The organism is Desulfitobacterium sp. LBE (assembly GCF_007830365.1).
GTDB lineage: Bacteria > Bacillota > Desulfitobacteriia > Desulfitobacteriales > Desulfitobacteriaceae > Desulfitobacterium > Desulfitobacterium hafniense.
In genome coordinates this window covers 3,205,237-3,226,600 of the sequence record NZ_VLKD01000001.1, presented here as the reverse complement: position 1 = coordinate 3,226,600, position 21,364 = coordinate 3,205,237, and the positions used below count along the sequence as shown (strand labels likewise).

21 protein-coding genes are annotated in these 21,364 nt (G+C 47.7%); 16 read left to right on the top strand and 5 right to left on the bottom strand.

Going from position 1 to position 21,364, the window contains the following annotated elements:
• The first annotated feature begins 4 nt into the window (after nucleotides 1–4).
• The 8 genes from dsrK to DESLBE_RS15265 all read left to right on the top strand — a co-directional run bounded on the left by dsrK (nucleotide 5) and on the right by DESLBE_RS15265 (nucleotide 8,060).
• The gene (gene dsrK / locus DESLBE_RS15300) at nucleotides 5–1,633 is read left to right on the top strand and encodes a sulfate reduction electron transfer complex DsrMKJOP subunit DsrK (RefSeq protein WP_005810495.1); all 1,629 of its coding nucleotides are present in this window, start codon (nucleotides 5–7) and stop codon (nucleotides 1,631–1,633) included.
• Entirely contained in the window at nucleotides 1,626–2,069 is a 444-nt protein-coding gene (gene dsrJ / locus DESLBE_RS15295) for a sulfate reduction electron transfer complex DsrMKJOP subunit DsrJ (RefSeq protein ID WP_005810493.1), read from the top strand. Before dsrK ends, dsrJ begins: the two co-directional genes overlap by 8 nt.
• Nucleotides 2,066–2,860, top strand: a complete 795-nt coding sequence (gene dsrO, locus DESLBE_RS15290) for a sulfate reduction electron transfer complex DsrMKJOP subunit DsrO (protein WP_011459005.1) — start codon at nucleotides 2,066–2,068, stop codon at nucleotides 2,858–2,860. Before dsrJ ends, dsrO begins: the two co-directional genes overlap by 4 nt.
• Complete coding sequence (dsrP, locus tag DESLBE_RS15285) at nucleotides 2,853–4,004, top strand: sulfate reduction electron transfer complex DsrMKJOP subunit DsrP (protein ID WP_005810488.1); 1,152 nt, start codon at nucleotides 2,853–2,855, stop codon at nucleotides 4,002–4,004. Before dsrO ends, dsrP begins: the two co-directional genes overlap by 8 nt.
• Nucleotides 4,005–4,050: 46 nt before the next feature.
• Complete coding sequence (locus DESLBE_RS15280; RefSeq protein WP_005810486.1) at nucleotides 4,051–4,368, top strand: TusE/DsrC/DsvC family sulfur relay protein; 318 nt, start codon at nucleotides 4,051–4,053, stop codon at nucleotides 4,366–4,368.
• A gap of 139 nt (nucleotides 4,369–4,507) precedes the next feature.
• Nucleotides 4,508–5,977 (top strand): cobyrinate a,c-diamide synthase, encoded by a 1,470-nt coding sequence (locus DESLBE_RS15275; protein ID WP_035213761.1) that lies wholly within the window; start codon nucleotides 4,508–4,510, stop codon nucleotides 5,975–5,977.
• A 162-nt stretch (nucleotides 5,978–6,139) separates the two neighbouring features.
• Nucleotides 6,140–7,141: a LysR family transcriptional regulator gene (locus tag DESLBE_RS15270; RefSeq protein ID WP_172625440.1), complete on the top strand. Its 1,002-nt coding sequence runs from the start codon at nucleotides 6,140–6,142 to the stop codon at nucleotides 7,139–7,141.
• A gap of 49 nt (nucleotides 7,142–7,190) precedes the next feature.
• On the top strand, nucleotides 7,191–8,060 hold the full coding sequence (locus tag DESLBE_RS15265; RefSeq protein WP_144677457.1) for a nitrilase family protein: 870 nt from the start codon (nucleotides 7,191–7,193) through the stop codon (nucleotides 8,058–8,060).
• A 93-nt stretch (nucleotides 8,061–8,153) separates the two neighbouring features.
• Here DESLBE_RS15265 and DESLBE_RS26595 read toward each other — a convergent pair whose 3' ends face one another.
• Entirely contained in the window at nucleotides 8,154–8,297 is a 144-nt protein-coding gene (locus tag DESLBE_RS26595; protein WP_015942646.1) for a hypothetical protein, read from the bottom strand.
• A gap of 238 nt (nucleotides 8,298–8,535) precedes the next feature.
• Here DESLBE_RS26595 and nrdR point away from each other — a divergent pair, with 238 nt between their 5' ends.
• The 3 genes from nrdR (at nucleotide 8,536) to DESLBE_RS15250 (ending at nucleotide 13,239) form a co-directional block, all read left to right on the top strand.
• Complete coding sequence (gene nrdR, locus DESLBE_RS15260; RefSeq protein WP_144677456.1) at nucleotides 8,536–9,000, top strand: transcriptional regulator NrdR; 465 nt, start codon at nucleotides 8,536–8,538, stop codon at nucleotides 8,998–9,000.
• Between the two features lie 144 nt (nucleotides 9,001–9,144).
• Nucleotides 9,145–11,508, top strand: coding sequence for a vitamin B12-dependent ribonucleotide reductase (locus DESLBE_RS15255; RefSeq protein WP_144677455.1), 2,364 nt, complete (start codon nucleotides 9,145–9,147; stop codon nucleotides 11,506–11,508).
• A gap of 234 nt (nucleotides 11,509–11,742) precedes the next feature.
• On the top strand, nucleotides 11,743–13,239 hold the full coding sequence (locus tag DESLBE_RS15250) for an L-lactate permease (RefSeq protein WP_144677454.1): 1,497 nt from the start codon (nucleotides 11,743–11,745) through the stop codon (nucleotides 13,237–13,239).
• 82 nt (nucleotides 13,240–13,321) lie between these two features.
• On the opposite strand, the gene DESLBE_RS15245 is transcribed toward DESLBE_RS15250, so the two are convergent.
• From DESLBE_RS15245 to DESLBE_RS15235, 3 genes are all read right to left on the bottom strand, one after another.
• A complete protein-coding gene (locus DESLBE_RS15245; protein ID WP_015942648.1) occupies nucleotides 13,322–13,678 on the bottom strand; it encodes a YopX family protein in 357 nt (118 codons plus the stop codon).
• A 105-nt stretch (nucleotides 13,679–13,783) separates the two neighbouring features.
• Nucleotides 13,784–14,665 (bottom strand): DMT family transporter, encoded by an 882-nt coding sequence (locus DESLBE_RS15240; protein ID WP_015942649.1) that lies wholly within the window; start codon nucleotides 14,663–14,665, stop codon nucleotides 13,784–13,786.
• Nucleotides 14,666–14,783: 118 nt separating this feature from the next.
• Entirely contained in the window at nucleotides 14,784–16,061 is a 1,278-nt protein-coding gene (locus DESLBE_RS15235; RefSeq protein WP_015942650.1) for an alkyl/aryl-sulfatase, read from the bottom strand.
• Nucleotides 16,062–16,344: 283 nt separating this feature from the next.
• Here DESLBE_RS15235 and DESLBE_RS15230 point away from each other — a divergent pair, with 283 nt between their 5' ends.
• On the top strand, nucleotides 16,345–17,298 hold the full coding sequence (locus DESLBE_RS15230; RefSeq protein ID WP_242831859.1) for an MraY family glycosyltransferase: 954 nt from the start codon (nucleotides 16,345–16,347) through the stop codon (nucleotides 17,296–17,298).
• 113 nt (nucleotides 17,299–17,411) lie between these two features.
• Here the strand turns inward: DESLBE_RS15230 and DESLBE_RS15225 are convergent, their stop codons facing one another.
• On the bottom strand, nucleotides 17,412–18,317 hold the full coding sequence (locus tag DESLBE_RS15225) for a hypothetical protein (protein WP_015942652.1): 906 nt from the start codon (nucleotides 18,315–18,317) through the stop codon (nucleotides 17,412–17,414).
• A 201-nt stretch (nucleotides 18,318–18,518) separates the two neighbouring features.
• Between DESLBE_RS15225 and DESLBE_RS15220 the strand changes: the two genes are divergently transcribed.
• The 4 genes from DESLBE_RS15220 to DESLBE_RS15205 are packed head-to-tail and all read left to right on the top strand — an operon-like array spanning nucleotide 18,519 to nucleotide 21,349.
• On the top strand, nucleotides 18,519–18,944 hold the full coding sequence (locus tag DESLBE_RS15220; RefSeq protein WP_015942653.1) for a GntR family transcriptional regulator: 426 nt from the start codon (nucleotides 18,519–18,521) through the stop codon (nucleotides 18,942–18,944).
• Nucleotides 18,941–19,855: an ABC transporter ATP-binding protein gene (locus DESLBE_RS15215; RefSeq protein ID WP_144677453.1), complete on the top strand. Its 915-nt coding sequence runs from the start codon at nucleotides 18,941–18,943 to the stop codon at nucleotides 19,853–19,855. The genes DESLBE_RS15220 and DESLBE_RS15215 overlap by 4 nt, the downstream gene beginning before the upstream one ends.
• Nucleotides 19,833–20,597 carry a hypothetical protein gene (locus DESLBE_RS15210; RefSeq protein WP_144677452.1) on the top strand — a complete coding sequence of 255 codons (765 nt, stop codon included), beginning with the start codon at nucleotides 19,833–19,835 and terminating at the stop codon, nucleotides 20,595–20,597. The genes DESLBE_RS15215 and DESLBE_RS15210 overlap by 23 nt, the downstream gene beginning before the upstream one ends.
• A complete protein-coding gene (locus DESLBE_RS15205) occupies nucleotides 20,594–21,349 on the top strand; it encodes a hypothetical protein (RefSeq protein WP_144677451.1) in 756 nt (251 codons plus the stop codon). The genes DESLBE_RS15210 and DESLBE_RS15205 overlap by 4 nt, the downstream gene beginning before the upstream one ends.
• Nucleotides 21,350–21,364: the final 15 nt, after the last annotated feature.

Sequence of the window (21,364 nt, the reverse complement as noted above, 5' to 3'; positions counted from 1 at the left end):
AAAAATGGCAAAATATAAACTCCCTAAGTCGGAAGAACTGTCGAAGATAGATTATAAGCCCGGCTCCACGGAATGGATGGATACCCCTGTCACTACCCCTTTTGAACCGGGTACCTTCTGCTGGGGCGCCAAGGGCAAAAACCTGGAAACTGTAGGATTTCCCAATGCCCGGGATTGGTCTCCTGTCGATGAAGACTGGCAGCTGCCGGAGAACTGGAAATCTACAGTTATCGAAGGAATCGGTGAACGGCTTACCAAATACCGTTCCTTTAAAATCATGATGGACATCTGTGTCCGTTGTGGAGCTTGTGCTGATAAATGTCATTTCTATATTGGCTCCGGGGATCCCAAAAACATGCCGGTTCTCAGAGCAGAGCTCCTGCGTTCCGTCTATAGAAGATATTTTACCCCCTCTGGAAAATTTCTGGGGCGTCTGGCCGGTGCCAGAGACCTTACCCCAGAGGTCATTAAAGAATGGTGGTACTATTTCTACCAATGTACAGAATGCCGGCGATGTTCCGTCTTCTGTCCCTACGGCATTGACCAGGCGGAGATCACCATCATTGGCCGGGAATTGCTGAACCTGCTGGGGCTGAACATTGACTGGATTGCCGGCCCTGTGGCCAACTGTTATATGAAGGGTAATCACTTGGGTTTGGAGCCCCATGCTATCACCGGAAACATTGAGATGATGTGCGATGACATCGAAGACATCACAGGAGTCCGCGTCGAGCCGACCTTCAACCGCAAGGGCGCAGAGATTCTCTTTGTTACCCCTTCGGGAGACCTAATGGGGGATCCAGGCATCTACACCTGTATGGGCTATCTGATGCTCTTCCATGAATTGGGTCTGGACTATACCTGGAGCACCTATGCCTCTGAAGGAGGAAACTTTGGTTTCTTTACCTCCAACGAAATGGCCAAACGCTTAAACTCCAAGATCTATGCTGAAGCCAAACGACTTGGGGTCAAGTATATCATCGGCGGTGAGTGCGGCCATATGTGGCGGGTTGTCAATCAGTATATGGGTACTTGGAATGAGCCGGCTGATTTTCTGGAAGTTCCGGTATCTCCTATCACAGGAACCCGCTTTGATAACGCAGCTTCCACCAAAATGATTCATATCACAGAATTCACAGCAGACTTGATCAAGCATGGCAAATTGAAACTGGACCCCAGCCGTAACGACCATCTTAAAGTTACCTATCATGACTCCTGCAATACTTCCCGCGGTATGGGACTCCTGGAGGAACCCCGCTACATTATCAACAATGTCTGCAACAACTTCTACGAAATGCCGGAAAGCACCATCCGTGAAAAGACCTTCTGCTGTGGCAGCGGTTCGGGACTCAATGCTTCCGAGAATATGGAAGAACGTATGCGGGGCGGTTTCCCAAGAGCTAATGCCGTAAAATATGTTCAAGACAAACACGGAGTCAATATGCTAGCCAATATCTGTGCCGTGGACAGAGCTGCTTTACCAGCCCTCATGGACTACTGGGCCCCCGGAGTGGGCGTGATCGGCGTCCATGAATTGGTGGCCAATGCTCTGGTCATGACGGGTGAGAAGGAAAGAACCACAGACCTGCGCGGCGAGGATTTACCCGAAAAGGGGGTAACAGCAGATGAGTAAGGGAGGAAAAACAATCGGTGGCCTTTTGATCTTTGTGGTTATCGCCATCATGCCCTTCCTTTATAATATGGGCAAGGCGGATGCCAAGCCGGAGATCAATACGGATACCCCGGTGATACGGGAACTAGGGGCTACTCAGTGCATTGAAGGCACTGAATATATGAGAGAAAACCATATGCACCTCTTGTTGGAATGGCGGGATGCTGTCGTTCGCGAAGGCAAAACAACCTACACCAACAGCCAGGGAGAACAATTTGAAATGAGTCTCCAAAATACCTGCTTAAACTGTCATAACGATACGCCCGAAACAGTTTACTACACAGCCGAAACAGCCAATCAGGGAGATAACCAGTTCTGCTACTCCTGTCATAATTATGCAGCGGTAGAGCCTGATTGCTGGGCTTGCCATGCCGGGCCAAGGGAGGCAGAGAAATGAGCATCAATCGAAGAGAGTTTTTGAAAAAAGCTGGAGTCATTGCTGCCTTAGGACTGGGGGGAGCAGTTACCCTCGATGCCTTTGAACTTTTGGAACCCCTTAAAGCAGCGGACTTTACCAGCGAAAACAAATTAGCAGCTCAGCGCTGGGCCATGGTCATCGATATGAGCAAGCTCAGCCAGGCGGATATCGATGAAATTATTAAAGGCTGTCACGAGCTTCATAACGTCCCTGATATGGGGAATGAAAAAGATGAAATCAAGTGGATCTGGACAGATACCTATGAACATGTTTTCCCTGGGGATGAAAACCATTACCTGGATGAGAAAACCAAGACCATGCCTTTCCTGACCCTATGCAATCACTGTGACCATCCGCCTTGTGTCCGGGTCTGTCCTACCCAGGCTACCTTCAGAAGAGAAGATGGGGTTGTAGGAATGGATATGCACCGCTGTATCGGCTGCCGGTTCTGCATGGCCGCCTGTCCCTATGGAGCACGCAGTTTCAACTACTGGGATCCCAAACCTCATCTTGCCAAGATCAATCCGGAATATCCTCACCGCTCCAAAGGGGTTGTAGAAAAATGTACCTTCTGTATGGAGCGTCTGGATCAAGGGCTGGCGCCTGTCTGTGTGGAGAAATCCAAAGGGGCGATTGTCTATGGCGACCTGGAGGATCCCAATTCCGCAGTGAGAAAAGTATTAAGCACCCATTACTCCATTCGGCGTAAGCCTGAATTGGGCTCACAGCCCAGTGTCTATTATCTGATCGGGGGTGAGGAGCGTGCTTGAGAAATCCTTATCCGGCAGTAAAAGATATTGGCTATGGGTCGGTTTCTTACTTGTAGTTATCTTGGGTGGATTTCTGGCTTACCTGAGGCAGTATAACGAGGGCTTGGGAGTCACCGGCATGAGCAGGGATGTCAGCTGGGGCCTCTACATTTCCCAATTTACCTTTTTGGTAGGAGTCGCGGCTTCGGCAGTGATGGTGGCCATTCCCTATTACCTGCATAACTACAAGAAGTTTGGCAAAATCGTCATCCTCGGAGAATTCCTGGCGGTTCCTTCCGTCATCATGTGTATCCTGTTCATTTTCGTGGACGTAGGACGCCCTGACAGAATTCTGAACGTCCTGCTGCATCCCACACCCCATTCCGTGATGTTCTGGGATATGTGTGTATTATGCGGCTATCTGCTCCTCAACCTGGTGATTGGCTGGACCGCATTAGGCTCGGAACGCAAAGGATTTCCCCCTCCGGCTTGGGTTAAGCCTCTGATTTATCTCTCCATTCCCTGGGCGGTCAGTATTCATACCGTAACAGCTTTCCTTTATTCCGGGATGCCGGGAAGACATCTTTGGCTTACAGCCATCATGGCGGCCCGCTTCTTAGCCTCAGCTTTTGCGGCAGGACCTGCTTTGCTGATTCTTCTCTGCATGATTGTCCGCAAGGTGAGCACCTTTGACCCAGGAAAGGAAGCCATACAATCCTTAGCTAAAATTGTCACCTATGCGATGATTGCCAATGTATTTTTCTACATCCTGGAGTTTTTCACCGCATTTTACAGCAATATTCCCGGACACATGCATCCCCTGCAATACCTTTTCGCAGGCCTGCACGGGCATGGTCAATTGGTGCCCTTTATGTGGGTTGCCGTTGTTCTGGCCTTTGTGGGGATCTTCTTACTGGTTGTCCCCAAATTCCGGCGCAACGAAAAAATCTTACCCTTCGCTCTGCTCTCTGTCTTCATAGCGGCTTGGATCGATAAAGGGTTAGGCTTGGTCTTAGGCGGATTTGTTCCTACCCCATTAGAACATGTGGTGGAATACACCCCGACGGCCACAGAACTGGCGGTTACTCTTATGGTATACGCCATTGGTGCCTTGCTGATCACGATCCTTTACAAAGTCGTCATTGGTGTCAGAGAAGAGATATAATGTTTTCTCAAAAAAACTCAAATAAAGAACAAGGAGGAATTTTAAAATGGCTGAATTAGTAGTAAATGGAGTGTCCTACGAACTCGATGAAGACGGCTTCTTAGAAGATGCTGCTGAATGGAATGAGGACGTAGCCAAAGCTTTGGCTCCTAACGAAGATGTAGAAGAACTTACCGAAGAGCACTGGAGGGTGATTAATTACCTCCGCGACTATTATGATCAATATGGGGTAGCTCCTATGGTTCGTAAGCTGCTCAAAGATACCGGCTACGATCAAAAAACCATCTACAATCTGTTCCCAACCGGCCCTGGAAAAGGCGCCTGTAAAATTGCCGGACTTCCCAAACCTACCGGCTGCGTATAATACTGAACCAACCCGCCCCAGGCCACCTGCCTCTATAGGAGGCGGGTGCCACAGGGCGGCTAAGCCCAGTCGCGTTTAATCTAGGGTCGACTTTGCCCTGGACACCTTAGGCTCCGGTAATAAGGAAAGGATGAGAGCAATGACCACCAATCATGAAAATCAGCAAATGAGTACTCTCAGCACCCCTCGTTTGGTTATCGGAGCCCCTCAAGGGCGAAGCGGCAAAACAACCTTTACCCTTGGTCTGCTGCGTGCTCTGAGCCGACAAGGCCTTCCGGTTCAGCCTTATAAAAAAGGTCCGGACTACATCGATACCAGCTGGCATACTGCGGCCGCCGGCAGAGTATCCCGTAACCTTGATTCCTTCATGATGAGTCAGGAAGATATTTGTCGCTCCCTTGCACAGCACTCTCAGGACTGTCAATTCAGTCTCATTGAGGGTGCTATGGGACTTTTTGACGGCTTAGATATCAATGGCAGTGCTTCAACGGCTGAGATAGCTAAAATAACATCATCTCCAGTCTTGCTTGTTCTCGATGCAACCCGAATTACCCGCAGCTTAGGGGCTATTGTCATGGGATGCCAACACTTTGATCCCAATATTAATATTGTAGGCGTGGTGTTGAATAAAATAGCCCGTGCCCGACATGAGAAATTGGCCAGAGAAACTATCGAACAATACTGCCGGATTCCGGTGGTTGGGGCGATCCCTAAGGATTCAAGAATATTAATTCCGGATCGTCATCTGGGGCTGGTCACCAACGGTGAATGGTCTGAAACCGATACTTTTCTGGATAATCTTGCCGATGTGGTTAGCGAAAATGTAGACATAGCTAAAATTATGGAGCTGGCACGGACTGCTGCGCCTCTTTCTTACTCAACTCCGACTAAGTTTTCTGTATCTCAGGGATATCCTCTTAAGACAAAACCTCCTGCACCGCGTATCGGAGTGATCCGCGATGCGGCCTTTTCCTTTTATTATCCGGAAAACTTGGCTGTCCTTGAGTCTAAAGGAGCAGAATTAGTGACCATCAGTGCCCTCGCTCACCAGCATTTACCTAAGGATCTTGACGCTCTGTATATTGGGGGAGGCTTTCCCGAAGTGTTTGCTGAGCAATTGGCCAACAACAGGACTCTCCGCCAGGAGATACGCTTAGCGGGAGAGGACGGCTTACCGATCTATGCTGAGTGCGGCGGACTTATGTTTTTAGGGAGATCCATTATAACCGGTGATGGTTCCTACGACATGGTAGGATTGCTGCCTTTGGATACCAGGATGGAGAAGAAACCCCAAGGGCATGGCTATACCGTGATGAAAGTTCTGGAAAACAATCCCTGGTTCCGTCAACCCAAGATTCGTGGACATGAGTTCCATAATTCCAGTGTGCTTAACCTGGATCGAACGAAGATTGAGTTTGGTTTTGAAGTGGAGCGGGGGCACGGTATCGACGGCAAGTATGAGGGGATATGCTATAAGGGTGTAATGGCTGCTTATAATCATATTCATGCCCTGGGTTCTCCTGATTGGGCGGAATGTATGGTGAAGCTTGCCACCCAGTACAAAGAACGACGATCGAAGATGGTTTTCGAACTATTTAAAAGCAGCTGATTCCTCTTTTATTGCCGATAAGATGTTCTAATAGTCTAGAAATGAAGAGCCATCTCTTTGTTACGGAAGAGATGGCCCTTTTTGGTAAATCGTGTGATATGTGAAAAAAGTCGGTTATGACAAGGTAATTGTGTTATAATGAACTTGTCATAAAAATTCTAAATGACAAGGTCTTTTGTGGGAAAGGAGCGGAGACTTTTGTTTGAACAGCAGTTTGTCGTCTTTAAAGAAGTCGCGGATACGAAGAACATTACCCTGGCTGCGAAGCGCCTGCATATGAGCCAACCCAGCATCAGCCTGCAGATTCAGAATATGGAGAACCTCTATGGCGCCCGTTTCTTTAATAGAACCAATAAAGGTGTTACCCTAACCAAAGCAGGAGAAGTTTTTTATGATCATGTGAATAATATACTAAATATTCTCACCGTTGCCCAACAACAAATTAGTGTATTAACTGAAGATCAGAGAGCACTCATTTATATCGGGGCTACCTTGACCATTGGTGAATATATTCTGCCGAATATTTTAGCTTATTTGTATAAGATTCGCCCCGATGTGGACTTTAAGGTGAAAATCGCCAATACGGAGACTATATCCCAGGAAGTGATCGAAAAACGCATTCATATCGGACTTATTGAGGGGCCGGCACCTCGTAATAAAGAAATTGTCGTTGAAAAGTTTTGGCAGGATGAGCTGGTAGTGGTTGTTCCCTCCTTCCACCCCTGGGCCGCCCGCCACAGTATTACTTTGGCCGAACTGGCCAAGGAGCGGCTTATCATGAGGGAAGAAGGCTCAGGCACACGCAAAGTTACCGAACTGGCCCTTAAGGAAATGGGCCTTGACCTCTCTCAGATCAACGTGACCATGGAACTGGGCAGCACTCAGGCTATCAAGAAAGTTGTGGCTGCCGGTATCGGCATTACCATCATTTCATCCCTGACAGTGAGCCGGGAATGTGAAAATGGCTTATTTAAGGTTTTGAAGGTCCAGGACTCACCTGTGTATCGGCCCTTGAATATGTTAACACTTGCTCATACTACTCAAACTAAGGATGAGCGCTTTCTCATCAGTATGCTGCATGATCGGGATCTCCTTGAGGCTATCATCAATGGCAACTGTGAAGATGACAAAGAGCTCTATCCCTGCGACTGTCTGGAAGCATAGAAGGGTGTGATCTGCTGGGGGATAAACATAGCTGGAAAGGAATTGGGACATGTTACAGGATATTCGGGTTGGACTTGCTCAATTCGAAGCTAAAGTAGGAGATACTGAGAGAAACCTGCAGGAGATTATCCGGACCGCGGAAGTTGCTTCCTCCCAAGGGGTCAGCCTCTTATGTTACCCTGAGTGTGCACTCCATGGTTACTCTCCTAAAGATGCCTCGGAGATTGCGGACCCATTGGATAGCATGGCCGTAGCCCGTCTCAGGGAGTGTGCCCGGGATCTTGGCCTCATCTTGCTTGTGGGGATGGTTGAAAAGTCTCCGGAAGGGAAGAAGCCCTATATTTCGCAATTGATTGTGTTTCCGGATCGTGAGCCGGAGGTTTATCGTAAAGTCCATCTTGGCCGCATTGAGCAGCATTATTTTACGGCGGGGGACTCTTTCCCTATCTTTGCAGCCGGTGGAGTTAAGTTTTCCATAGGTATATGCTGGGATTGGCATTTTCCGGAACTCTCAACCATCTGTTCTTTAAAAGGAGCAGAAATTCAATTTGCCCCCCATGCTTCCCCTGTAGTTTCCGGGGATCGGAAAGAGATCTGGAAGAGGTATCTGGGAGCCCGGGCTTATGACAATTCAGTCTATCTTTGCGCCTGCAATCTTGTGGGCACCAACAACAGAGATAAAGAGTTCAGCGGCGGGATTTTGGTTTTCGGTCCTAAAGGAGAAGTATTAGCTGAAAATCAAGACACTCAGGAGCGATTATTTGTCGTTGACCTTCCGGCCAAGCCGATTAATACCTTAAGAAGTCCGAAACGGCAGTCTATGCGGGATACTTTTTTCTTGGCGGACCGTCGGAAAGAGCTTTACAAAGAGCTGTTAGAGCTTGAAATAGAAAAGATGCCTCAGATGCCTCATGACTGAAAAAGCTGGCTGATATAATCAAGGAGCTGCGGAGAGAGAACCTTAAGTTCGCCTTTCCGCAGCTCCTTCGTTTTTTGGACCGGAGAGGGAAGTTTAACCCTTGCCTTGCAATGCCTGGTCCTTGGACAAACCGTGCCCATCCCGGGAATCCATGCTAGGCGCCTTATCCGGTTTATGGTTCTGAGCAGGTTTCGTATCCGGGTTAGCCGGTTTATCCGGAAACTTTTTTTCCACCATAAGGCCATATCTCCTTTCATTCTGCGAAGGATATAAGTATCCTTGATAGTTTGCCCTGGGTCTGGAAATCCATGTTGGCATGGAATAAATTATTTTGGACAAGTCCATACGCAAGAGAGTGAAGAGGGACGAGTGACATAAAAAGGGGGCAATAAGTAAAAAAGGGGAATTCAGAGTTTTGACATACTACATATGGTGTTGGTAAGATAGATTGAACGCTATATATGGGGGGATTGAATTGCATTGTCCATTTTGTGGGAATGATGAGACGAAAGTCCTGGAATCGCGGCAAGTGGAGGAAGGGACCGCTGTACGTCGGCGGCGGGAATGTGAACGGTGTGCCCGGCGGTTCACCACTTTCGAAAAATTTGAAGATACACCCTTGATTGTGGTCAAAAAGGATGGGCGCAGGGAGGAATTTTCCCGGGGGAAGCTGAAAGCTGGTATTTTACGAGCCTGTGAAAAGCGGCCCGTTTCTATAGAGCAGATCGAAACCCTGGTTTATGAGATCGAAAAAGGTCTGCGCAACGGCAGCGAGCGTGAGATGCAGAGTAAGGCCATTGGTGAAGTGGTCATGAATGCTTTGGTCCATCTGGATGAAGTGGCTTATATACGATTTGCTTCCGTTTATCGGGAGTTTAAGGATGTTCAGCGTTTTTTAGAAGAACTGCATGAATTAGTGGAAAAAAAGAGCAGCAAATAATTGAACAGGAAGTTGAGCTCTTCTATGCCCCCTAGGACTGAGGAAAATAGGGCTGGGGACCTATTCTAAATTACGAGAATATCCTCCAAAATAGAAGAGAAAATACATAAAAGGTAAAGTTTTAGAGAAAGTTGGGGATTAATTTTGAGTTTCCAAGAATCAGCACCGAAAGCCTGGCTGAAAGCCAATTTAACACCCAATGCCCGGGTCATTCTGGAAAAACGCTATCTCAAGCAAGAGAATGGCAAGGTTGTGGAAAGCCCGGAAGATATGCTTTATCGGGTCGCCAGCATCATAGCCCAAGTGGAGGAGACCTTTGGCAAAACTAAAAAAGAAGTCAAAGAACTGGCCAAATCCTTCTATGAGATGATGGCTAAACTGGAGTTTATGCCTAATTCCCCAACCTTAATGAATGCAGGACGTGACCTGGGTCAACTCAGCGCCTGCTTTGTTTTGCCTGTGGAAGATAGTATGGAGGAAATTTTCGATGCCATAAAAAGCGCAGCGATTATTCATAAATCCGGCGGTGGAACAGGCTTTAGCTTCTCCCGCCTCCGCCCCAAAAACAGCACGGTCCGTTCCACCGGCGGAGTGGCCTCCGGCCCTGTGTCTTTTATGAAGGTCTTCAACGCAGCCACTGAAGCCGTGAAGCAGGGCGGGACCCGCCGTGGAGCCAATATGGGAATCCTGCGGGTGGATCATCCGGATATTCGGGAATTCATCACCTGCAAGGAAGACAATAAAGAGATTACCAATTTCAATATTTCCGTAGGGATTACGGAAGAGTTTATGAAAGCAGTCCAGGAAAAACGCCATTATAACCTGATCGACCCTCATACCAAGGAAGCCGATGGACAGCTTTATGCACCTGATGTCTTTCAATTGATCGTAGATCATGCCTGGAGAAATGGTGAGCCGGGAATCATTTTCCTGGATCGTCTGAACCGGGACAACCCTACCCCTCAGTTAGGTGAGATCGAAGCTACCAATCCCTGCGGCGAGCAACCCCTGCTTCCCAACGAAGCCTGCAACCTGGGTTCGATTAACCTTAAACTCATGGTTACTGAGAAAAACGGCAAAGTCGTAGTGGACTGGGAGCGCTTAGGGCAGATTACCCGTCTGGCTACCCGTTTCCTGGATAATGTCATTGAAGCCAACACCTACCCCCTTCCGTCCATCGAAGAGATGGTGAAAGGCAATCGCAAGATCGGTCTGGGCGTTATGGGCTTTGCGGATATGCTGATTCTTCTTCAGACCTCCTATGCTTCAGAGGATGCCGTGGAGTATGCCGAAAAGGTCATGAACTTCATTCAGACTGAGGCCCGCCTGGAGTCCCAGCGTCTGGCTGAAGAGAGAGGCACTTTCCCCAACTATCAAGGCTCCATCTATGATGGCGTCCGTCCCCTGCGCAATGCCACCTTAACTACCATCGCGCCTACAGGAACCATCTCCATGATCTGCGGTGCTTCCAGTGGGGTGGAACCCCTCTTTGCAGTGGCTTATACCAAGACGGTCATGGATGGGACACCCTTAATCGAAGTCAACCCCATCTTCCAAAGCCTTGCTGAAGACTATGGTTTTAACTCCCCGGAGCTTATGCGCAAGATTGCGGAGAAAGGGACTGTCCTGGGCTTCCCGGAAGTGCCAAACTGGGTGCAGGAGGTCTTTGTCACTGCTCAGGAGATCGAGCCCGAATGGCATATCCGCATTCAGGCTGCCTTTCAAAAATACACAGATAACGCTGTTTCCAAAACCATTAACTTCGCCAATGATGCTACCCATGAAGATATCGCTAAAGCTTATGAGCTGGCCCATGAACTCAACTGCAAGGGCTTGACCGTTTATCGGGACGGCAGCAGGGAAGAACAGGTTCTCTCCACAGGAATCGCCAAGAAGGCTGAAGAAAAGGCTGAGGAAGCCAAGACACAAGTATCCATTCCTAAGGTGCCTTTCATTCCGGAAGTGAATACCGTATTGCCCCGTCCCCGTCCCACGACCACCACAGGAGTTACCGAGAAGATCCGCATTGGCTGCGGTAATCTCTATGTCAGTGTTATGGCTGATGAGAAGGGAATCTGCGAGATCTTCACCAACACCGGGCGGGCCGGAGGCTGCTCCTCCCAATCCGAGGCTACAGCCCGCTTGATCTCCATCGCCCTTCGTTCCGGAATTTCTGTGGATGCCATCATCGAGCAGGTCAAAGGCATTCGTTGCCCCGCCTGCATTCGCCGGGAAGGGGTTAATGTCACCTCCTGCCCCGATGCCATCGCCCGTGTGATTAAGGAATATGTAGAACTGGGTAAAGGCAAGGTTAATTCCGTAAAGGTTACTTCTCAGCCGGCAGTGGAAGAAAAACCGGTACAAAGCAAGAGCGCTTCCATCACCAACCCCCAAAAGACCCGAGCCACAGTAGCTGAAGGCAACGCCTGCCCTGAATGCGGTATGGGCATTAATCACGAAAGCGGCTGTGTCGTCTGCACCCACTGCGGATACTCTAAATGCGGGTAATGATTGCTTAGTTATAGAAAAGGAGCCATGGGAAATCTGAATTTCCTATGGCTCCTTTTTTGTAGGTTATTCAGGTTCATGAATTGCCGGCAAAAGCGGACAAGGGGAAAATTGAATCTTTTAATAGCAGCATTTTTTGTATATAATTTTGTAACATAGCAATACTGTCAGTTGCACTGAACTTTAACACGAATGTTTAAACCTTTATCTTAAGAAAAAGAGGAGTTCGAACTGTTGGAAATCATCCTGGCTGCTATGCCTTTTTTAATCATTTTGGTTCTGCTGTTTATCCTGCGGCAATCGGCGGTCCGGGCAGGAACAAGCGCCTATCTGCTCACGCTTTTAATTGCCCTGGTTATTCCGCGCTTTCAGATAGAGGGACAGGAGATCTTACATGCCACCGTGAAAGCTGTGTTAACCTCAGCTATAGTTGCTTATGTGCTGCTCTTTGGCATTTTCTTGTACCATATTATGAACGAGACGGGCCTTATCAAGAGGATCGCGTCCCTCATTTCTGGCTCAACACAGGATCCGGTCAGGCAAGTTATTCTTTTGGTCGTGGCCTTTTCACCTTTAGTTGAATCGGTCAGTGGCTATGGGATCGCTATTATTGTCGTCGCCCCTATTTTGGTTGAGCTGGGCTTCAGCCGCTTTAAAGCAGTGCTGCTATCCTTGCTGGGTTTAAGCGCTGTGCCCTGGGGAGCATTGGCAACAGGAACGTATATCGGGGCAAATCTGGCGGGAATTCCTTTTCAGAGGCTGGGAACGGATGTAGCGGCTTTAAGTATTCCTACCTTTTTTTACTTTGCTGTGACCGCTGTTTACCTGGCCGGAGGATGGCAGGGAGTCAGAGCGAAATGGGCGGAGCTTATGCTGGTGGCAGGTTCACTGGCTTTTTCGGTTTGGCTTTTCAATGCTTACGTCAGTGTCGAACTGGCGGGAGTGTTCGCATCTTTAGTCGCCCTGGGCGTGGAATTTGCATTCATTTATTTCACTGCGAAAAGCACTCCCGAGGAGGCCGCTTTCTCATTAGCGGCCAGAAATCAATCGAAAGCGGACATCTTAAAAACGATGAGCCCCTATTTGATTTTGACGGGAGTCCTGTTTATATCCCGATTGGTTCCGCCGATCAAGGAATTTGCCGGCTCTCATGCGGTATTCAGCTTACCGGCTTATTCATTCAGTCTGCCCGTGCTATATTCTCCTGGCTTTTCGATCTTCCTTACTTGCTTGTTGACCATCCTTCTCTTCAAAATTCAAAAGCATGTCATTAAAAGAGCGGTTCAGCTGTCTCTAAAACAATGGCTTCCGGTAACCTTATCCACTATTGCCTTTATAGGGACATCGGAGATTATGGCAGCGGCAGGAATGACAACCACCCTTGCCCAGGCGGCAGCCGCTGCTTTCGGTTCAGCTTTTGTATTGTGTTCGCCGCTTATTGGTGGGTTCGGCGGTTTTCTTACCGGAAGCAATGTAGCCTCTAATGCGATGCTGATTAATCTTCAGGTCGAAGTAGCAAAACAAATTGGAATGCCTCCTGAATTATTCGCAAGTATGCAGAACACGAGCTCCTCACATATGACAATGGCTTCACCTTCCCGCGTCTTATTGGGAGCTTCTGTATGTAATATTCGCTCTGAAGAAAATCGACTGCTGCAGAAAATATTTCCGATGGCCCTGGGTTCATTGGTATTGGTGTTGGCGGCTGTATTTATCTTGAGGTTATTGTAAAGGAAAAGGGCATACCCATCTTGTGCCTAGCACTTGTTGGGTATGCCCTTTCTCTAGGACCATTCCATCAAAAGATAACGGTCTAAAGATTCTCCGTTTCATATGTATTGCCGATAATTTTGCCCGTAGGAAGGAGGCCGGCTTCCTTCTCCAGGGAACCTTTCAGAGATATAAGCTTAAAGGCTGCTTCAGATTCATGCCAATGAACTTTGTAAATTTCATAGTCGATGAGAACTAAATCCGCTTCATAGACATCTGTGCCACCCTCATCCCTTAAACCGGTCCATTGCAGCAACTCATATTTCTCAGCGGGATCCCAGGATTTCGCTGGGATGCTTACGGCGAAGGGATTGCAGTTTTGGATATCAAAACTGATGGCTTGAGGATTATGCATTTTCTTGGATACTTTATTCCACACGCGAAATTTCAGTCGTTTCAAAGCGATGCCTCCTTAACCTTTCATGGATACAACCATTAATACGGATAAGGAAGCAGATTTTTAGAGTTAAAAGGCCTGGAAATTATTTCTGCATTCATACCAGGTTCATGTGGTCAGTGAAGAGTTGGCCGGGAGTTTCCGACGGTACAATTCCCCAAAAGCAGCGCCTCCTAATATCAGCAGCGCGCCAAGGGCTTGCACTAAGCTTAATCTCTCCCCCAGGAGAACAGTTGAAAGCAGCAAAGCGGAAAGGGGTTCCAGATAGCCGCAGATGGCTACTGTCTGCACCGGCAAATGACCGATAGAGGAAAAATAGAAATAACAGCCGATACCGGTGTTGACGATGCCTAAGATCAGAATGGGCAGCCAATCCCCCGAGGCAATGCTAATGGAAAAATCCTGCTTCAGGCCAAGAAAGAGGAAGACAGTGGCGAAGCTTGCCATCAGCTGCCACATTGAGTTTTCAAGTCCGGTTATGCTGACTGCTTTTTTATTGAAGACCACCATAACGGCGTACATCACGGCGGATAAGAGCCCGCACATTAATCCGAAAAGGGTCTTCTCCTCAGACATCGCCTGACCGGAGACACAAAGCATGCCCGTCAGTACGGCGAGAAAACCTATAAGTTTGGCATTTGTCATCCTTTCCTTGAAAAGAAGGGGAGAAAGGATCATAACAATCACAGGACCGCAGTAATAGGCAAGGGTGGCAATGCTCACACCGATTTGGGTATATGCTTCATAAAGAAACATCCAGCTGGCACCCATGGCCACGCCGGATAGGCTCAGATAGAGAAAGTGGGATTTATTGCTTAAAAACCGCATCTTTTGTTTGGAAAAACCGAAGACAATAACCAGAAACAGACTGCCGATGAGTGTTCTTGTAAATACAATTTCATAGCTGCTTAAAGAAATATGACTGGCTACAATTCCGTTGAAGCCGAACAAAATCAGGGAGGTTATGTATTTGAGATACGACCTGTTCATGGGTGTCTCCATTTCCGTTGTATCGCTTATGAGTAGATCATGATGTTGACCTATGCTGCATGACAACGGAAGAAGTATATCATATTTCTAAATGCTAGAGAAGAAAATCTTGATCCTTCTATTCGGCCAGTAACTCTTTGGCATAGGCAAGGTAATAATGGCGGCCATTGGCACTGGTTTCCCTATGACCGAGTCCCACCAGTCCCCGGGCTTTGTACTCTTTGGCTTGTTTATGGGAGCGGTCCATAACAAGCAGCAGATCGGCAAGGACGATACTCCACTGATAATCCTGGTCAGCCAAGGCCTGGCCGATGGCGGATAGAACCGTTTCTGCTCCGCCCATCAGAGCCACGGTTTTTTGGGCTTGAACGGCAGGCGGCAGCGGATTGAGGTGAGTGGGGTTACCGTCAAACCAGCCTACATAACCAGCATAAATGCCCCGGACAGACCAGGACACGGTGCCGTAAAACTCGCCCAGATAAGGTAGCTTAGCCCATTTTTCAGGCAGCTTGACGGCTTCGGCCACCTCATCCATGGTCATGCCCTGATTCATTCCCTTTAGAGTTTCCGTAAGAACATAATCGATAGCATCCCGAAAATTAGTCAGGGTCTCCTGAACAGCGGTTTCCCCGATGATGGGGCGGGTATGGCCGGGCAGCAGATAGTGGGCCCGGTAGGCGATGAGTTTATCCAGTGTATCCACCCAGGCGCTGACATCCCGGTACTGACTGCCGCGGATAGCGTAGAGATTAGGCCAGCAGCCATAGTAATTATCACCGCAGAAGAGGACTTTATGTGCAGGAAGCCAGATCAGAATCTGATCGTCGGCTTCACCGGGTGCCGCTGCCAGCTCCAGATCAATGCCGTCTAGAGACCGAAGAACGGTGTCTTCTTGATAGACTGTGGTCGGCGGCATAATGGCATATTGCCCCTCTCCTTGAGCCTTGCCCTCCCGAATTCCAAGGCCTTGGGTAAGGGCTTCCTCATTGCTGAGTTGGTAGCCGAACTGGCGAATGCCACGCTGATTGAGCACATCATGGAGAGCATTCATTCGCCCCAGAACAGGCTTGCAAGGAGCAAAGGCAATGATCTCCGGATTGCTGTCCATAAAGGCACCGGAACCCCCGCGATGATCCGGATGACCGTGGGTGTAAATGATAGTCTTAACCGGTTTGTCGGTATGTTGAGCGATCAGGGATTTAAGGGTTTGGGCCCGCTCATCGCTGTCCAGAGTATCGATGAGAATGACGGAATTTTCGGCGATAATAAAACCGGCATTGCTGTGCCCATAGCCTATCACATGATAAACACTGCCGGGGATCACCTCTACCACCTGACGGGGGTAGGCATGGTCCGCGAATTCCTTAAGCAACTGCTCTCCGTTTGTGTGCAACATGCAGGAACCTCCTATAAATACATTTTTACACAATACCTCTTTTATCATAAATGGCGGGGCAGACCTTTTACAAGGAAGAATTTGTAGTGCTGAGTAAAACTTTCTCCTTGTGAGGGGAGGTCGGGAAATTTTAGTTTACAGGACATGAGAGCTAAGGCTTGGTTCGCTTTTAGAGGATAAAATGCTATAATAAAGATCTTAATAGTAATAAAGATTTATAGTAGCAACGATCTAGAGTAAATAGTGTATTGCTTTAAGGGTGACATAAGGGAGGGCAGTACTTTTGATGGAGTTTATTATCCCCTTTTTTTTCGTGTTCTTTATTGTTTTTATGAGTATACCTCTATTGGAAAAGCTCGCCGTGAAATGGAACTTTGTTGATAAACCGACGGAAAGAAAAAAACATAAACATCCCATTCCTTTACTCGGCGGTGTTGGAATTTTCTTAGGCTTTATGATCGGCTACTTAGTTTTCGTAAGACCGATAAATTACCAGTCGCTGGCTATCATTATCGCTTCTGTTCTCGTTTTAGGGATTGGGCTGATTGATGACTGGTATAAAACTCTTGGCAAGGAGTTTCCGGCATTGCCCAGACTCATGGTCCATATCCTTGCGGCATGGATGGTGTTTTCTGCAGGGATTGTCTTCTATGGCTTTACGAATCCCTTTACACAGCAATACATTGTCTTGCCTTATATCATTCAGCTTATTTTAAGTATCATGTGGATCGTAGGAGTTACTACGGTTATTAATTGGTCCGATGGCATTGACGGTCTTGCCGGGATTCTGTCCGCTATTGCCGGTGCGACACTCTATGTGGCCGCTTTGGCGAAAGGACAAAGTGATTCGGCTTTGCTTTCGGCATTGCTGGTGGGGGCTTCCCTGGGATTTTTAAGATATAATCGGCACCCGGCCAGGATCTTTATGGGTGACTCGGGAGCTAATTTTCTGGGGTTCATTCTGGCCATCGTTGCCTTAAGCGGTGCTTTTAAACAAGCTACCCTGGTATCTTTGAGTATTCCTGTGCTGGCTCTTGGCGTACCGATTTTTGATAATCTTATTGTGGTGTTGAAGCGATTTTCCCGTGGGGAATCCATTTACAAGGCAGATGCAACCCAAATCCACCACCGCTTGATTTCTTCGGGCCTTAACCCCAAACAGACGGTAGCTTTCATCAGTTTAATGAGTGTATGCTTTAGTTTGCTATCGATTATCATTTTACTCTTAAATATTTGAGCAAAATCAGGGCAGCTGCGCAATGAACGGCAAAGTTCATCAGGCAGCTGCTTTTTTCATTCATAATAAATTAATTCAATAAAAAACTGCGGGCCGGAGAGCCCGCAGTTAAGTTAAATCCGTTTTTTAATCAGAGCGCTTACAGTATTGGCGTCCTTGTTCTCGCCATAGAACTCGATTTGAAAACCATCAAAAAGGTAACGCATGGTATAGATATTCTCGAACTCCGGATCTTGGCCGAAGCTATCGGGCATGCCCAGCTTATCGCTGATTTCGTTAAAGGGTTCACCGATTTTTACGCCTAAGATTTCCTGCTGACCCTCAAGGAAGATCTCTGAGGAAATGGAATCTTCATCAAAGAGAATTAGAATATTGTCAAGACTAATCTGAGTGACCTCGGCGGGTTCCCCGCCTTTAGTCTCTACAGGCGCTTTCAGGGATTCAACTTTGGTGATTTTCTCGACTTCAGCCAGAGGCTTGCCCAGGAGGCTTAAGGTGGGGTGATTCTCCGCGTATACCTTAACAACGGCCTTTTTAGCCGCTTCGGCACTGGTATAAGCATCTTCGTTGAAGACATAGGTGCTCCAGGTTGTTGGTTCCGGATCGTTTACTGATTTCATCTCCAGATAATAAATGTCTTTATTAATATAGTTGGCCGCTTTGTAGGGCTCTTTATCCTCACTATTAATAAAAATATCCAAAAGCAATTCGACACTATCATAATAAACTTTGCCGGTCTTGCTATGAACGAAAGCAATGGTCGGAGCTCTGCCATTGACCATGTGCTGAAAAGCGTAAATTGTATGATTGCCGACTCTGGCTTCTTTCAAAAAGGCTACAGTGTGTTCCGTTTTGGCTAAGAGTTCCTGATAGAGGACCCGGAGGGCTTCTTCTTGACTCAGAGTAGAAGAATGAGTGGGTGATGTTGCTCCAATCGGAGAATCCACATCTTTACTTCCATTGCAGCCTGTCAAGATTATCGATATGCCAATTAATGTGGCCAGGAGCATTTTTTTCAAGGGTATCACCTTCCCATCAGCTGACAGTTATTATAATTATTTCGACATGTTTAGGAGTAAATCCTTTTCCCTTGCTTGGCAAGTTCTTGCTTTTTATGGATAGCAATCTTAATCCCGGTATTTACAAAATAAGCTATATCTCATATACTATAGCCATAGTACATTACATGACTGATGTGCTATGGTACATGAGTTCTGGAGGTGAGGGCGATTATTTTAAATTCAGATAGTATTAAGCCTATCTATATTCAAATCGCTGAGTGGCTTGAGGCAGAGATCTTAAAAGGCAACCTTACCGAAGATGAACGCATCTATTCTCAGTATCAATTGGCGGAGATCTTTACGATTAATCCGGCTACGGCAGCGAAAGGCCTTAATCTCCTCGCCGATGAAGAGATTGTCTATAAAAAACGGGGACTGGGAATGTTTGTATCCCCCCATGCTAAATCTTATATCCTGCAGAAACGCAAAAACCAAATCCTCGGGCAGATGATCAGGGACCTGGTGGATGAGGCGGTGCGCCTGGGAGTGGGAAAGACAGAACTTTTAGAGATGATTGAGCTTGCTTATCAGGAGGCAGATGATAGAGACCGTGAAGCAGGCGGGGAAGAGGAGGAAAAACAATGAGTGTCGTCGTGGGATATGAGCTTTATAAAAGATATGGCAAAGTTCAGGCTCTGGAGAATGTATCCTTTGCCATCGAAGAGAACACCATCACCGGCTTGATTGGCAGAAATGGCACGGGAAAGACCACGTTATTAAAGATGATAGCCGGTCATCTTAAGCCTACCCAAGGCAAGCTGAGGGTGTTTGCCCAAAACCCCTTTGATAATCTGGATGTCGCCGGGAAAGTTTTTCTCGTGGATGATACCATGGCTTTTCCCGATTCTTTTACTTTGCAGGATATCCTGAGGGAAGTGGCTGTCTTTTATCCTAATTGGAATGGTCAAATAGCCCAGGGCTTGTTGGAGTATTTTCTGCTTAACCCTCAGCAGCGGCACGGCAATTTATCCAAAGGGAGCAAAAGTACCTTTAATGCCATACTGGGTATTGCCGCCCGGTGTCCCCTCACTCTTCTGGATGAGCCTACCACAGGTATGGATTCAGCAGTGCGTAAGGATTTCTATAGGGTCTTGCTCAAGGATTACCTGGAGCAGCCAAGAACCATTATTCTCTCCAGCCATTTGCTTGGGGAGCTGGAGGATATTCTGGAAGATATTCTCCTCCTTAATCAAGGGGGCCTGCTGATGCATAAGCCGATTCTGGATCTGAAGCAGTATGCCCTGGGTTTTCGGGGGAGCGCTCAAGCCCTGCAGGAGAATCTGCTGAACAGGCTGAGTGAGGAAGCCATCCTCCATCGGGAGGAGTTTGCTAAAGGAAGCCTCTATTTGATGATCAAGGCCGAGGAGCTTCCGGAGGATTTTGAGAATATCCGCTCCAGCGGTGTTGAAATCCTTCCGGTAAGTTTGGATGATCTATGCAACACTCTCACTGCACCAAGGAAGGGAGGAATAGATGATGTCTATAAACGAGGTTAAAACGGGACCCAGTACCTTGTCCCAAGTGATTCTCAAGCAATATGGATACAAACTGAAAGGGCATTCCGGACTCATCTATTCTTTGATAATTGTGCAGCTGCTTGCTATACTCTTATCCCTGGGTTCAAGCAGCGGCATGTCTTCGAACAGCGATCTCATAAGTATTGCGGTGCGAACGTATACAGGAGATATTTTATTGATCTTCTCTCTTTTGTGGCTGATGGTAGTGGCTTCCTTGCTGGGTTCTCAGCCTTATCGAAGTATGGAGTTTTCAGTGGTCAATAATCGGCTGGTCAGTCACGCCTCGAATATCCTGCTGCTGGTTACCTATGCTGTTTATGCGGGAGTAACCAGCACCCTGGCGGTGATCATCCACCGTCTGATCCTCTCAGCAACTCTGAAGGAAGGGGAGTTTCTCTTTGGGGGGCTGCAGATCATACCTCAGGATCTGCTGCTGGGGATATTCGTTGCCACGCTTTACTTTATTCTTGTGGCGGCCACCGTGTATTTGATTCAGAGCTTCAGTCTGCACAGTAAAGGGTTGGGAATTATCCTGTGGATCTGTTTTTTTGCTTTCGGCTTTGGAACCGTGAGGATTTTTGATTTCAATTTGGGGAAGGTCCTGGAATTTTATGCGGCGGAAACTTCGCTGGGGGTCTTTGTCCTGAAAGTATTCTGCACAGCGGTTCTTTTTTTCGGGTCCAGTATGCTGATTACTAAGGGGATGGAGGCAAAACGATGACCAAACTCTTATTCACCAACATTATCTTCTTGTTTTTGATCATAGGCTTGATTTACCTTCTGGCTAAATTTGTGCGGCCCAGGCTGCGCCGCGTTTATCGCTGGAAGACCAATCTCCTGATTGCCGGTGCTTATCTCGCTTTGCTTGTAGTTTCCATTCCTCTGGCCCTCTTTCTCGATCAAGGGGAATTCTTTCAATCCCGTAATGCTCAGGCTCAGGGGATGTTGGCCGAAGCTCCTGCCGATTGGTCGGAGGATGGCGGTCGATACCATATTTTTGAGAATGAGCCTTTAGAAAGGCAAGCAGGGCTTGTGGAGAACAGCCGGCAGACCTACGCGGCGGACACCCCTCAGTTGAGAATCCAAACTGCAGGGAGCACAGGGTATGGGCGAATCTTTTTGGAACGTAAAAAGAATGCCGACGGGCTTATCGAGGTCAGCACTTATGTGGCGCCTCATTATGCCAGAACCGATACTTTTAAACCTATCGACTTCACGAAATTGGTCGCTCCTCCCCAAATAACATGGGAAGCAGGTGTCCTGAAGATTGGAGATCCTGTTAAGCAGAGCTTCGAGTTTAAAATGTATAGTGACAGTTTCCCTGTATGGCAATTCAAAGAGGAGAAACAGAGTAACTATATTGGGGGCGGCAGCATGACTTTCGGAGAGAAAGGGATATTAGTCCGTATTCCCCCGGATATGGAGGTCGTGGATGGGGACAGCGGAGAATTTACCTGGGTGTCCAATCAGTGAGCAGGACCTTCTCCA

Coding starts and splice junctions, on each gene's coding strand:
- dsrK (WP_005810495.1), top strand. CDS start 5: ATGGCAAAATATAAACTCCCTAAGTCGGAAGAACTGTCGAAGATAGAT.
- dsrJ (WP_005810493.1), top strand. CDS start 1,626: ATGAGTAAGGGAGGAAAAACAATCGGTGGCCTTTTGATCTTTGTGGTT.
- dsrO (WP_011459005.1), top strand. CDS start 2,066: ATGAGCATCAATCGAAGAGAGTTTTTGAAAAAAGCTGGAGTCATTGCT.
- DESLBE_RS15280 (WP_005810486.1), top strand. CDS start 4,051: ATGGCTGAATTAGTAGTAAATGGAGTGTCCTACGAACTCGATGAAGAC.
- DESLBE_RS15275 (WP_035213761.1), top strand. CDS start 4,508: ATGACCACCAATCATGAAAATCAGCAAATGAGTACTCTCAGCACCCCT.
- DESLBE_RS15270 (WP_172625440.1), top strand. CDS start 6,140: ATGACAAGGTCTTTTGTGGGAAAGGAGCGGAGACTTTTGTTTGAACAG.
- DESLBE_RS15265 (WP_144677457.1), top strand. CDS start 7,191: ATGTTACAGGATATTCGGGTTGGACTTGCTCAATTCGAAGCTAAAGTA.
- DESLBE_RS26595 (WP_015942646.1), bottom strand. CDS start 8,297: ATGGTGGAAAAAAAGTTTCCGGATAAACCGGCTAACCCGGATACGAAA.
- DESLBE_RS15240 (WP_015942649.1), bottom strand. CDS start 14,665: ATGAACAGGTCGTATCTCAAATACATAACCTCCCTGATTTTGTTCGGC.
- DESLBE_RS15235 (WP_015942650.1), bottom strand. CDS start 16,061: ATGTTGCACACAAACGGAGAGCAGTTGCTTAAGGAATTCGCGGACCAT.
- DESLBE_RS15215 (WP_144677453.1), top strand. CDS start 18,941: ATGAGTGTCGTCGTGGGATATGAGCTTTATAAAAGATATGGCAAAGTT.
- DESLBE_RS15210 (WP_144677452.1), top strand. CDS start 19,833: ATGATGTCTATAAACGAGGTTAAAACGGGACCCAGTACCTTGTCCCAA.
- DESLBE_RS15205 (WP_144677451.1), top strand. CDS start 20,594: ATGACCAAACTCTTATTCACCAACATTATCTTCTTGTTTTTGATCATA.